This is a genomic window from Mesorhizobium sp. M7A.F.Ca.US.007.01.2.1 (assembly GCF_003998165.1).
In the GTDB taxonomy this organism is placed as follows: domain Bacteria; phylum Pseudomonadota; class Alphaproteobacteria; order Rhizobiales; family Rhizobiaceae; genus Mesorhizobium; species Mesorhizobium ciceri.
Genome location: NZ_RZQP01000200.1, coordinates 1 through 11,805 on the forward strand (window position 1 = coordinate 1; position 11,805 = coordinate 11,805).

Here is an 11,805-nt window from a genome sequence, read left to right on the forward strand (position 1 = left end):
CTTTCATTCAGCGACGTATGCCGAAGATAGCCCGTGAAGCCGATGTCGGCCCGTCCAAGGTGACGCCGCTGCCGGCGCGTGCCGCCGCCAATACAGCCGTCCCGCACGATCATCGCATTGCGCGCAACCCCGGCATGAAGCTCGACCTTGGCTTCATGGAATCGGTGCGCAGCGTCAATCGCTCGGCGCTGGAACGGCGCGTCGCCAGCCTGACCAAGCGGCGCTCGATCAAGGCCGACAACCAGGCCGCCTGGCTGCTGCGCGCCGTCGCCTGCATGGATTTGACGACGCTGAATTCCAACGACACCGAGGAGCGCGTGCGCCGGCTCTGCGCCAAGGCGATCAACCCGTTCCGCCGCGACATTGTCGAGGGCCTCGGCATATCAGGTGAAATCATCCGCCCGGCCGCCGTCTGCGTCTACCACCCCTTCGTTGCCACCGCCGTCGATGCGGTGCGCGGCACTGGCATCCATGTCGCCGCCGTCTCCACCGCCTTTCCGCATGGCCTGGCGCCGCTGTCGACCCGTCTGCAGGAGATCGAGGCCTCGGTCCGTGACGGCGCCGACGAGATCGACGTCGTCATCCCGCGCGGCCTGGTGTTCGGCGCCAAGTGGCGGGAGCTTTACAATGAGATCGTCTCGATGCGCGCCGCCTGCGGTGATGCGCATCTGAAGGTCATCCTCGGCACCGGCGACCTCGCCACGCTGCGCAATGTCATGCTGGCCTCGATGGTGGCGATGATGGCGGGCGCCGATTTCATCAAGACCTCGACCGGCAAGGAAAGCGTCAACGCGACGCTGCCCGTCGGCCTCGCCATGGTGCGTGCCATCAGGGCCTATTTCGAGGAAACCGGCTATCTCATCGGCTTCAAGCCGGCCGGCGGCATTTCCACGGCCAAGGCCTCGCTCGACTGGCTGGTGCTGATGAAGGAAGAGCTCGGCCGGCCATGGCTGGAGCCGGACCTGTTCCGCTTCGGCGCGTCGAGCCTCTTGACCGACATCGAGCGCCAGCTCGAGCATCATCTGACCGGACATTATTCGGCCAATCATCGCCACGCGATGGCGTAAGCCTTTACCCCCACCCCGATCGGCTTTTGCCGATCGACCCTCCCAGGCGGGAGGGTGAAGGAGGCACCTGATGAACATTCTCGATCGCTATCACGCCATGGAATACGGCCCGGCACCGGAGGCCCGCAACGAGGCCGACGCCTGGCTTGCCGCGCGCGATTTCGGCAAGGCGCTGTTCATCGGCGGCGACTGGAAAGCCGCTGCCGGCGGCAAGACCTTCGAGACCAGCGAGCCGTCTTCCGGCAAGCTGCTGGCCGAGGTCTCGGACGCCAATGCCGCCGATATCGACGCGGCGGTTGCGGCCGCCGCCAAGGCGCTGCCGAAGTGGTCGGCAGCCTCAGGCTATCAGCGTGCCAAAGTACTCTATGCCATCGGCCGCGCCATGCAGCGGCATCAGCGCCTGTTCGCGGTGCTTGAGACTATCGACAACGGCAAGCCGATCCGCGAAAGCCGCGATATCGACGTGCCGCTGGCGATCCGCCATTTCATCCACCATGCCGGCTGGGCGCAGGCGCTGGACAGGGATTTCCCCGGCCATAGGGGTGTCGGCGTCGTCGGCCAGATCATCCCGTGGAACTTTCCGTTGCTGATGCTGGCCTGGAAGATCGCGCCGGCGCTCGCCGCCGGCTGCACCGTGGTGCTGAAGCCGGCCGAGTTCACGCCGCTGACCGCCATCCTGTTCGCCGAGATTTGCGAGCGTGCCGGCGTGCCGAAGGGCGTCGTCAACATCGTCCAGGGCGGCCCTGAGGCCGGCGTCGCCATCGTCAACCATCCCGGCGTCCAGAAGATCGCCTTTACCGGCTCTTCCGAGGTCGGCAAGATCATCCGCAAGGCCACCGCCGGCTCGGGCAAGAAACTGTCGCTGGAGCTCGGCGGCAAATCGGCTTTCATCGTCTTCGAGGATGCCGATCTCGACAGCGCCGTCGAAGGCCTGGTCGACGGCATCTGGTTCAACCAGGGCCAGGTCTGCTGCGCCGGTTCGCGGCTCCTGGTGCAGGAAGGCATAGCCGACGCCCTGATCGCCAAGGTCAAGACGCGGATGAGCCGGCTGCGCGTCGGCAGCCCGCTCGACAAGAACACCGATATCGGCCCGCTGGTCGATCTGACCCAGCTCGAGCGCGTCAAGGGCCTGGTTGCCGAAGGCGCCAGACAGGGCGCTGTTTGCTGGCAGCCGGATGCCGGGCTGCCGTCCTCCGGCTACTACCATCTGCCGACGCTCGCCACAGGTGTTTCGCCGGCTAACATATTGGCGCAAGAAGAGGTGTTCGGCCCTGTTCTGGCGACCATGACCTTCCGCAACACCGAGGAAGCGATCGAGCTCGCCAACAACACGCGCTATGGCCTCGCCGCCTCGGTGTGGAGCGAGAACGTCAACCTTGCCCTGCACGTCGCGCCGCAATTGAAGGCCGGCGTGGTCTGGGTCAACGGCACCAACATGTTCGACGCCGCCTGTGGCTTCGGCGGCTACCGCGAGAGTGGTTTCGGTCGTGAGGGCGGGCGCGAGGGTATGTTCGAATATCTCACGGCAAAATTGCCGCTCGGCCCGGTCATCAAGCCGGCGACGATGTCGGCGCAACCGGTCGAGCAGGCCGACGGCGCGGCAATCGACCGTACGGCAAAGCTGTTCATCGGCGGCAAGCAGGTACGGCCGGACGGCAATTATTCGCTCGCCATCGCCACCGCCAAAGGCAAGCTTGCCGGCGAAGTTGGGCTCGGTAGCCGCAAGGATATCCGCGATGCCGTCTCCGCCGCCCGCAGTGCCAAGGCCTGGCCGGAGGCGACCGCCTATAACAGGTCCCAGGTGCTCTATTATCTGGCCGAGAACCTTTCCGGCCGCGCCGGCGAGTTCGCCGCCCGTCTCACCGAATTGACCGGCGCCACGCCCAAGGCCGCGCGGGAAGAGGTAGAACAATCCATCGAGCGGCTGTTCCTCTATGCCGGTCTGGCCGACAAATTCGAGGGCCGCGTGCACCAACCGCCCGCGCGTGCCGTGACATTGGCGCTGCACGAGCCGGTCGGCGTCGTCGGCATCGTCGCGCCGGATGCCTCGCCGCTGCTCGGCCTGATCTCGCTGATTGCACCCGCACTTGCGATGGGCAACACCGTGGTCGCAGTGCCGTCGGAGCGCTACCCGCTGCTGGCGACCGATCTTTACCAGGTCATCGAATATTCCGACATTCCCTCAGGCGCCATCAACATCGTCACCGGTCGCAGCGCCGAACTCGCCGGCGTGCTGGCCAAGCATGACGATGTCGACGGGCTTTGGGTGTTCGCCGATGCCGAGACCTGCGCCAAGGCGGAAGCCGAGTCCATCGGCAACCTCAAGCGCGTCTGGAGCGGCAATGGCCGCGGCATCGACTGGGCATCCGACCAAGCCGCCGGCGACGCCTTCCTACGCCGCGCCGTCGAGGTCAAGAATGTCTGGGTGCCTTACGGCGATTGATGGCCTGCCGGTACTGTTCAGATCGTGTTCGGGCTTGACGCCCGGACAGATGTTCTTTAACGAGAAAAAACATCTTTATCAGTGAACGGTCAACGGCGCAGGCTGCACGATCACGCGTGACTGGCACATGACGCCTTGGCCAGCCGCAGGTAGACCCGGACTATCCCAGCGGACGAGGAGAACAGCATGGCGGATCTGGCAGGCAAGGTCGTTGTCGTCACGGCAGCGGCGCAAGGGATCGGCAAGGCGAGCGCACTGGCCTTCGCAAAAGCCGGCGCCATCGTCTACGCCACCGACATCAACGAGACGCTGCTGGCGGAACTCGCCAAGACGCCAGGGATCAAGACCCGCAAGCTGGACGTGCTCAACGACGAAGCCGTCAACGCCGCCTTTGCCGAGATCGGTGTCGTCGACGTGCTGTTCAATTGCGCCGGTTTCGTCCATTCGGGCTCGATCCTGGAGATGAAGGACGGCGACCTCGATTTCGCGCTGAACCTCAATGTCCGCGCCATGATCCGCACCAGCCGGGCCGTGCTGCCCGGCATGCTGGAACGCGGCGACGGATCGATCATCAACATGGCCTCGCTGGCCAGTTCCACCAAGGGCGTGCCCAACCGCTTCGTCTATGGCCTGACCAAGGCCGCGGTCATCGGCCTGACCAAGGCGATAGCCGCCGACTATGTCGGCAAGGGCATACGCTGCAACGCCATCTGCCCCGGCACGGTCGAGAGCCCGTCGCTGCAGGACCGCATGCACGCGCAAGGCGACTATGATGCCGCCCGCGCCGCCTTCATCGCCCGCCAGCCGATGGGCCGGCTCGGCACGCCGGAGGAAATCGCCGATCTGGCCGTCTACCTGGCCGGCGCCACGTACACGTCCGGGCAGGCCTACAATATCGACGGCGGCTGGTCGATCTGACTGCGGAAATCTTGCGTGGGCCGGACGATCTGGCCCGTTGCCGGCGTTCAACAGGGGATCGAACAGTCTGAAAATCCCGCGCGCCGGCTATCTTGTATGGCGATCGCGCTTGTCCGTAGTCAGGTCGGTGAGTACGGTCCGCCGGTTCCTTGAAGGAGCAATCGCCTTGGCGGAAAGTTTGCAAAAGGCCGCGAGGCCGCAATCAGGAGAAGGATTTAGATGAAACTGCTGCGCTATGGCGAGGTGGGAAGCGAACGTCCCGGCCTGCTCGATGCGGATGGAACGATCCGTGATCTCTCCGCTCACGTCACCGATATCGGCGGCAAGGCACTCGATCCGGCATCGCTGGCAGCACTCGCCAAGCTAGATCCGAAGTCGCTGCCGGCGGTTTCCGGCAGCCCGCGCCTCGGCGCCTGCGTTGCCGGCACGGGCAAGTTCATCTGCATCGGCCTGAACTATTCCGACCACGCCGCCGAGACCGGCGCCACCGTGCCGCCGGAGCCGATCATCTTCATGAAGGCAAGCTCGGCCATTGTCGGGCCGGATGACGACGTGCTGATCCCCCGCGGCTCGGAGAAGACCGACTGGGAAGTCGAGCTGGCCGTGGTCATCGGCAAAACCGCCAAATATGTCAGCGAGGCCGATGCGCTCGACTATGTTGCCGGCTATAGCGTTGCCCACGACGTCTCCGAACGCGCCTTCCAGGCCGAGCGCCAGGGCCAGTGGACCAAGGGCAAGAGCTGCGACACCTTCGGCCCGACCGGCCCATGGCTGGTGACCAAAGACGAAGTGGCCGACCCGCAGAACCTCAAAATGTGGCTGACCGTCAACGGCAAGACGATGCAGAACGGCTCGACCAAGACCATGGTCTATGGCGTCAAGTATCTGGTTTCCTATCTCAGCCAGTTCATGTCGCTGCACCCCGGCGACATCATCTCCACCGGCACGCCGCCCGGCGTCGGGCTGGGCATGAAGCCGCCGGTGTTCTTGAAGGCCGGCGATGTGGTTGAACTGGGCATTGAAGGCCTGGGGCAGCAGAAGCAGACGTTCAAGGCGGACGTTTAGGCAGTACATTTCGGGGTCGGCGCTGCCCCCTCATCCGGCCGCTTCGCGGCCACCTTCTCCCCGCTGGGGAGAAGAGACTGGCGTCGGCGCTGACAATCTCCTCTCCCCTCGGGGAGAGGTCAGCCGAGCGAAGCGGAGGCTGGGTGAGGGGGCTGCGCCGGCGTATCTACTTCAGCACCTTCCCATCCGCACCAAACCGATACGTCTTCGCCGGATCCGGCGTCGCATACAGCGTGGCACCCGGCTCGGCATCGTAAACACCAAAAATCCGCACGGTGATCAGCCCGGCCTTCTCGCAGTCGAGATAGAGGTTGGTGTCGGCGCCGAGATGCTCGGCGTGCACCACCGTTCCCTTCCAGGAGCCGGATTTCGGATCGACGGTCAGATGTTCCGGCCGCACGCCGATGGTCCTGGCGGTTTCGCCGAGACGGGCGCCGTCGACGAAATTCATCTTCGGTGAGCCGATGAAGCCGGCGACGAACTCATTTGCCGGCGAATTGTAGAGCTCCATCGGGCCACCGATCTGCTCGATTTTCCCTGCGTTGAGCACCACGATCTTGTCGGCCAGGGTCATCGCCTCGACCTGGTCGTGGGTGACGTAGATCATCGTCGCCTTCAGCCGGCGGTGCAATTGCGCGATCTCGAGCCGCGTGTTGACACGCAGCGCGGCATCGAGGTTCGACAGCGGCTCGTCGAACAGAAACAGCTTCGGCTCGCGCACCACGGCGCGGCCGATGGCGACGCGCTGACGCTGGCCGCCGGAGAGTTCGGCCGGCCGCCTTTCGAGATAGGGCTCCAGCGACAGCATCGACGAGGCGATGCCGATGCGGCGCTCGATCTCCGGGGTCGGCGTGCCGGCCTGCTTGAGGCCGAGGCCCATATTGTTCTTCACCGTCAGATGCGGATAGAGCGCATAGGTCTGGAACACCATGGCGATGCCGCGCTTGGCCGGCGGCGTGGCCGAAACGTCCGCGCCATCGATGACGACGCGGCCCGAGGTCGAATCCTCCAGTCCGGCGATGACCCTGAGCAGGGTCGACTTGCCGCAGCCGGACGGCCCGACGAAAACGACGAACTCGCCGTCGTTCACTTCGAGGTTGATGCCCTTCAGCACCTCGACCGGCCCAAAGGCCTTCTTCACGTTCTCGATGTTCAGCGAGCCCACGGCTTCGTCCCTGTTCTAGAGTTTGACGGCGGCGCCACTGCGCACGCTCTCGTCGGCGGCAAGGCAGACGGCGAGCGATTTGACCGCGTCGTCCATATGTTTGGTGAGATCGAGATCCTCGCGGATTGCCTTCAGCACGAAGGCCTGTTCGAGGTCGCAGAGGTCCTGATGGCCGGGTTCGCCCTCCATCGACAACATCTCGTCTGGCTTGGCGAACTTGCCGTCCGCGCCGGTCGCCGCATTGTGCAGGCGGATGGTCGAGGTCTTGGTGTGGGTGTCGATGTCATCGGACTTCACACCTTCCTTCATGACGATCGACACGCAGCCATTGGGCGAGATGACGTCCTTCACGAAGAAGGCGGTTTCCGAAATCATCGGCCCCCAGCCGGCCTCATACCAGCCGACCGAACCGTCATCGAACAGCACCTGCAAGTGGCCGTAATTGTACATCGAGGGCGCGACCTCGTCGGTCAGCCGCACGCCCATGCCGCGCACTTCCACGGGCTTCGCATCGGTGATCTGCAGCATGACGTCGAGATAGTGCACGCCGCAATCGACGATCGGCGAGGTCGTCTGCATCAACTGCTTGTGCGTCTCCCAGGTATGGCCCGAGGATTGCTGGTTGAGGTTCATGCGGAAGACGTAGGGGCCGCCGAGCTTGCGCGCTTCGGCGATGAGCCTGATCCAGGACGGGTGATGGCGCAGGATGTAGCCGATCACCAGCTTCCTGCCGTTGGCCTTGGCCGCCGCGACGACGCGCCTGGCATCGGCCACCGTCGTTGCCAGCGGCTTTTCGACGAAGACGTGGCAACCGGCCTCGAACGCCTTCACCGCATAGTCGGCATGGCTGTCGGAATAGGTGGCGATGCAGGCGACATCGGGCTTTTCGTCACGCAATGCCTCGTCGAAGGAGCGCCTGATGCCGTAACCCGACAGCCCGTCCGGCAGCGGCACGTCGGAGCGATTGATCAGCGCCGCGATCTGGAAACCTGGATTGGTATGGTAGGCCAGCGCATGGCTGCGGCCCATATTGCCGAGGCCGGCGACGACGACACGCAGGGGTTGGGCCATTTCAATTCGCCTTTTCTTGACTGCGGGCTGCGAGAGCCACCATCACCTGTGGCTCACATTCATCTGCGACCCGCAGGGCTGCTTCTTCGCTGTCACACCGGGACAAAAGTCGAAAGCCATAGGCATCAACTCCGTCCTTGATCAGTGAAAGCCTCTGATCATCAGGCAAGGGATGCTCAAGGTTGAGCGCCTGCTCGAACGCTTTCGACTGCTCGTCTTCCATCTGGGAATTGACGCGCCAACGAATGTGACAATTGTATTCCTTCGGCCGGCGCTCCGGCCCAAGCCGTGCAAACCAGACAGCAGCGTTGATATAGAATTGCGGACCCCAGGAAGACTTCTGAAGGTTCAGCACACAGATCGTCTCCGGCCACTCTCGGTAGAAATTTTTGGCGCGAACGCCCCGGAATCCATAGTGGCTCGCTGTCTCGACGAGGGCCTGTACGATAGCTTCTTCCCCGCCGCTCACTTCACCGCTCCGGAAGTAATGCCGCGGATCAACTGCCGCGAGAAGATGACGTAGAGGATCAGCACCGGCATGATCGCCAGCGACAGCGCCGCCAGGATAGCGTTCCAGTTGGTGACGAACTGGCCGAGGAAGAGCTGCGCGCCGAGCGTCACCGTCTTGGTTTCTTCCGACGGCGCCAGGATCAGCGGGAACCACAGGTCATTCCAGATCGGGATCATGGTGAAGACGGCGACGGTTGCCATCGAGGGCCTGACCAGCGGCAGCACCAGGCGGAAGAAGATGGTGTATTCCGACAGGCCGTCGATGCGGCCGGCATTCTTTAGATCGTCGGACACCTGCTTCATGAACTCCGACAGGATGAACACGGCAAGCGGCAGGCCTTGCGCGGTGTAGACCAGGATCAGCGCCGTCAGCGTGTTGACCAGCCCGCTCGCCACCATCAATTGCAGGATGGCGACGGTGCCCAGCCGGATCGGGATCATGATGCCGAGCGCCAGATAGAGGCCCATCAGCGAGTTGCCGCGGAAGCGGTATTCCGACAGCGCGAACGCCGCCATGGCGCCGAACAGGAGCACGAGGAACAGGGAGGCGACGGTGACGACGAGGCTGTTCTGGAAATAGTGGATGAAGTCGCCCTGGCCGATGACGGTGGTGTAGCCGATCAGGTCGAAGGTTTTGGGCGTCGGCGGCGTCAGCGGCGCGCCGAAGATGCCGGCGCGGGACTTGAACGAGTTCATGATCACCAGGATCACCGGAAACAGCGCGATCACCGTGTAGGTCAACAGGATCGCATGGGCGCCGATGGTGCGGGGTACGGAACGGGTGGCGGTGCTCATCTCTCGGCCCCTCAGAACTGGTAGCGACGCAGGCGCGTCTGGACGAGAAAGAGATAGACGCAGACGCCGCCGAGGATGATCAGGAACATCATCGTGGCGATCGCCGCGCCCATATTGGGGTCGCCGACCTGCAGCTGGAAGCCGAAGAAGGCGCGGTAGAGGAAAGTGCCGAGAATATCGGTCGAATAGTTCGGCCCGGCGAGCGCGCCTTGCGCGGTGTAGATCAGGTCGAAGGCGTTGAAATTGCCGACGAAGGTGAGGATCGAGATGATGCCGATCGACGGCAGGATCAGCGGCAGCTTGATCTTCCAGAACTGCGCCAGGCCGGTGATGCCATCGCATTCGGCGGCCTCGATCACCTCTTCGGGGATCGACAGCAGGGCGGCGTAGATCAGCATCATCGGGATGCCGACGAACTGCCACACCGAAATCAGGCTGAGTGCGGTGAGCGCATATTGTTCCTTGCCGAGCCATGGCGTGAACAGGCTTTTCAGGCCGACGAGATCCATCAGATGCGGCGCTACGCCCCACAACGGGGACAGGATCAGCTTCCAGGCGAAACCGACGATGACGAAGGACAGGATGGTCGGCACGAAGATCGCCGTGCGGTAGAAGGCCGCGAACCTCAGTCTCGGGCTGGACAGAAGCGCGGCCAGCATGACGCCGATCGGGTTCTGCACCAGCATGTGGATGATAAAGAACCAGGTGTTGTTCCTCAGCGCGTTCCAGAAACCCACCGACCAGTTGGGATCGCCGAACAGCATGCGGAAGTTTTCCAGCCCGACGAAGACCTGGTGCTGCTCGATGTTGCGGAACAGCGAGAGCTGCAGCGTGCCGGCGAGCGGCAGGATCATGATTGCCGTGTAGACAAGCACCGCCGGCGCCAGGAAGACGCCTATATGCCAGCGGAACGGTCTTTTCGGTCTGATATCTGCGGCCATGAGTTCGGTCCCCGCCGTCTCTCGGTTCCAAAGGGTATCGATCTAGATGATGCCTCGATGCACGGCCCGACCATTCCTGCCGATGCGGCAGGAACAAAGGCCTGCGACTGATCAGCTAGCCTTCCCCGAAGAGAGGGTAAGGCCGGGAGGCGGTGCCGACAATCGCAATCTGAATAGGCGCACTTTGAATGAGGTAGTCCGGAACCGGCCAGGCGTGCGCCGGCCGGTTCCATTACCTGAGCTCTTACTTGGCCGGATGGTACCAGCTGTCGAGGCCGGTCTGCAGCTTCTTGGCCGCCGCTTCCGGCGTATCGGTGCCGTTGATGACGTTGGCCGATTCAACCCAGGTCTCGTTCTCGAGGTTCGGCGTGCCGCGCGACAGGATCTGGTAGGTCGAGCGGATCGTCGACTTGCACTTGCCGCGCCAGGAGACGAATTCCTGCGCCAGCGGGTCTTCCATCTTCACCGGCGAGGAGTTCAGGCTGAAGAAGCCCGGCAGTGCGTTGGCGTAGATGGTGGCGAAATCCGGCGAGGCGACCCAGGACAGGAAGGTCTTGGCCGCATCGGCGTTCTTCGAAGCCGCATTCAGGCCCATGCCGATATCGGTATGGTCGGAGATGTAGCAGGTGTCGCCGGCCTTCTCGACCGGCGGCGGGAAGGCGCCCATCTTGAACTGCGCCTGGGTGTTGAACAGGCCGATCTCCCACGAGCCGGCCGGGTAGATGGCGGCGCGGCCGAGCGTGAACAGGTTCTGGCTGTCCGGATAGGTCTGCGCCTCGAAGCCATCGCCGAGATAAGGCTTCCACTTGGCCAGTTCCTCATACGGCGCGACCCAGTCCTTGTCGGTCAGCTTCTGATCGCCCTTGATCAGCGCCGCGCGGCCGTCCTCGCCCTTCCAGTAGTTGGGGCCGATGTTCTGGTAGCCCATGGTCGCGGCTTCCCAGAGATCCTTGGTGCCCATCGCCATCGGGATGTAGGTGCCGTCGGCCTTGATCTTGTCGAGCGCGGCGAAGAACTCGTCGCGGGTCTCCGGCACCTTGATGCCGAGCTTGTCAAAGGCGTCCTTGTTGTAGATGAAGCCGTGGATGACCGAAGCCATCGGCACGCAGAAGCTCGCCTTGCCGTCGTCGGTCTGCCAGGCGGACTTGGCCACCGGCGAAAAGTTCTCCATGCCGGGCAGCGCCGAGAGATCGGCAAGGTTGCCCTTCTTGAACAGCTCAAGCGACTTGTCGAACGGGCGGCAGGTGATCAGGTCGCCCGCCGAGCCGGCGGCGAGCTTGGCGCCGAGCGCGGCGTCATATTCGGTCGGAGCCGACGGTGCGAACACGACCTTGATGCCCGGGTTCTTGGCTTCGAAAGCCGGGATCAGCTTGTCCTTCCAGATGGCAAGGTCGTCGCCGCGCCAGCTTTCGATGTTGAGCGTTACGTCGTCGGCGTGAGCCAACCCGGCCGAGCCGAGAATGCTGGTGCCCAAAAGCAGTGCCGTCAGTAGTTTCGTTGTCATGCTCAGTCTCCCTGTTGACCTTTTTCAGGTTCGGTTTTGATGAGAACAGAGGCTTTTGAGCCCTTGCTCCCCTCTATAGCGGAAAGGGCCGGCCGCAACTTCTGGCCGGCCTCTTCCAGTATCTTCTGCGCCGCGTCAGTGCTGTCGGCGCCGGCGGCGAGCAGAATGGCGGTCTTGACCGCGCCGCCGCTCTTTTCGAGCAGGCGGGCCGCTTCGTCCGTGCCGCGGCCGCTGACGGCGGCGACGATACGCGCCGCGCGGTCGCGCAGCTTGATGTTGTCGGCCATGAGATTGACCATGTAGCCGTCATGCACATGGCCGAGATG

10 protein-coding genes and 1 pseudogene are annotated in these 11,805 nt (G+C 63.7%); 4 read left to right on the forward strand and 7 right to left on the reverse strand.

Going from position 1 to position 11,805, the window contains the following annotated elements:
* The first annotated feature begins 17 nt into the window (after nt 1-17).
* The 4 genes from deoC to EN949_RS26990 all read left to right on the forward strand — a co-directional run bounded on the left by deoC (nt 18) and on the right by EN949_RS26990 (nt 5,493).
* Nucleotides 18-1,067 (forward strand): deoxyribose-phosphate aldolase, encoded by a 1,050-nt coding sequence (gene deoC / locus EN949_RS26975; RefSeq protein WP_127371830.1) that lies wholly within the window; start codon nt 18-20, stop codon nt 1,065-1,067.
* A gap of 70 nt (nt 1,068-1,137) precedes the next feature.
* Nucleotides 1,138-3,510, forward strand: a complete 2,373-nt coding sequence (locus EN949_RS26980) for an aldehyde dehydrogenase family protein (protein WP_127371831.1) — start codon at nt 1,138-1,140, stop codon at nt 3,508-3,510.
* Nucleotides 3,511-3,696: 186 nt separating this feature from the next.
* Entirely contained in the window at nt 3,697-4,428 is a 732-nt protein-coding gene (locus EN949_RS26985) for an SDR family oxidoreductase (protein WP_013528567.1), read from the forward strand.
* A 219-nt stretch (nt 4,429-4,647) separates the two neighbouring features.
* Nucleotides 4,648-5,493 (forward strand): fumarylacetoacetate hydrolase family protein, encoded by an 846-nt coding sequence (locus EN949_RS26990; RefSeq protein WP_024502142.1) that lies wholly within the window; start codon nt 4,648-4,650, stop codon nt 5,491-5,493.
* Between the two features lie 166 nt (nt 5,494-5,659).
* Here EN949_RS26990 and EN949_RS26995 read toward each other — a convergent pair whose 3' ends face one another.
* The 7 genes and pseudogenes from EN949_RS26995 to EN949_RS27025 form a co-directional block, all read right to left on the reverse strand.
* Nucleotides 5,660-6,658: an ABC transporter ATP-binding protein gene (locus EN949_RS26995; RefSeq protein WP_024502143.1), complete on the reverse strand. Its 999-nt coding sequence runs from the start codon at nt 6,656-6,658 to the stop codon at nt 5,660-5,662.
* Nucleotides 6,659-6,673: 15 nt separating this feature from the next.
* Nucleotides 6,674-7,729, reverse strand: a complete 1,056-nt coding sequence (locus EN949_RS27000; RefSeq protein ID WP_024502144.1) for a Gfo/Idh/MocA family oxidoreductase — start codon at nt 7,727-7,729, stop codon at nt 6,674-6,676.
* 1 nt (nt 7,730) lies between these two features.
* A complete protein-coding gene (locus EN949_RS27005; RefSeq protein ID WP_013528571.1) occupies nt 7,731-8,198 on the reverse strand; it encodes a DUF4304 domain-containing protein in 468 nt (155 codons plus the stop codon).
* A complete protein-coding gene (locus tag EN949_RS27010; RefSeq protein ID WP_013528572.1) occupies nt 8,195-9,034 on the reverse strand; it encodes a carbohydrate ABC transporter permease in 840 nt (279 codons plus the stop codon). The genes EN949_RS27005 and EN949_RS27010 overlap by 4 nt, the downstream gene beginning before the upstream one ends.
* Before the next feature lie 11 nt (nt 9,035-9,045).
* Nucleotides 9,046-9,975: a sugar ABC transporter permease gene (locus EN949_RS27015; RefSeq protein WP_013528573.1), complete on the reverse strand. Its 930-nt coding sequence runs from the start codon at nt 9,973-9,975 to the stop codon at nt 9,046-9,048.
* A 244-nt stretch (nt 9,976-10,219) separates the two neighbouring features.
* Nucleotides 10,220-11,479: an ABC transporter substrate-binding protein gene (locus EN949_RS27020; RefSeq protein WP_013528574.1), complete on the reverse strand. Its 1,260-nt coding sequence runs from the start codon at nt 11,477-11,479 to the stop codon at nt 10,220-10,222.
* A 2-nt stretch (nt 11,480-11,481) separates the two neighbouring features.
* Nucleotides 11,482-11,805: pseudogene (locus EN949_RS27025) on the reverse strand (N-acetylmuramic acid 6-phosphate etherase); the annotation flags it as partial.